This window comes from Pseudomonas sp. K5002, from assembly GCF_013386655.1.
In the GTDB taxonomy this organism is placed as follows: Bacteria; Pseudomonadota; Gammaproteobacteria; order Pseudomonadales; family Pseudomonadaceae; genus Aquipseudomonas.
Genome location: NZ_JACARK010001762.1, coordinates 1 through 378 on the forward strand (window position 1 = coordinate 1; position 378 = coordinate 378).

The 378-nt window shown below is 66.4% G+C and carries 1 protein-coding gene; it reads left to right on the plus strand.

The annotated features are described in order from the left end of the window. The coding region (locus tag HX846_RS39145; protein WP_178967691.1) for a DUF3459 domain-containing protein at positions 1–259 on the plus strand (259 nt) is incomplete at its 5' end. Between the last annotated feature and the right edge of the window lie 119 nt (positions 260–378).

The window sequence follows — 378 nt, forward strand, 5'->3', positions numbered from 1 at the left end:
CCACCAACATATCGTGCCGCACCTGCCCGGCAGCATGGCCCTGGGTGCGCACGTGCTGGCAGAGGGCGCGGTCACGGCGCGCTGGCGCCTGGGCAATGGCAGCCTGTTGCAGATCGACCTCAACCTGAGCGCCGATTCTCTGAACTACCCGGCTGCCGAGCACCTCCTATTTGTGACGCAGGCCAGCGGGGCCGAACAATTGGCTCCCCTCAGCGCCCGCGTCAGCCTCACCCATTCCCCTGTTGGAGAGCACCCTTGAGCGACGCGCAATTGGAAATACTCGCCAGCCGAGCGGGCCTGGCCGTCGATTGGATCGACGCGAATGGCCGCCCGCAACATGTAAAGCCCGACGCCCTGCGCGCCGTGCTCAAAGGCCTG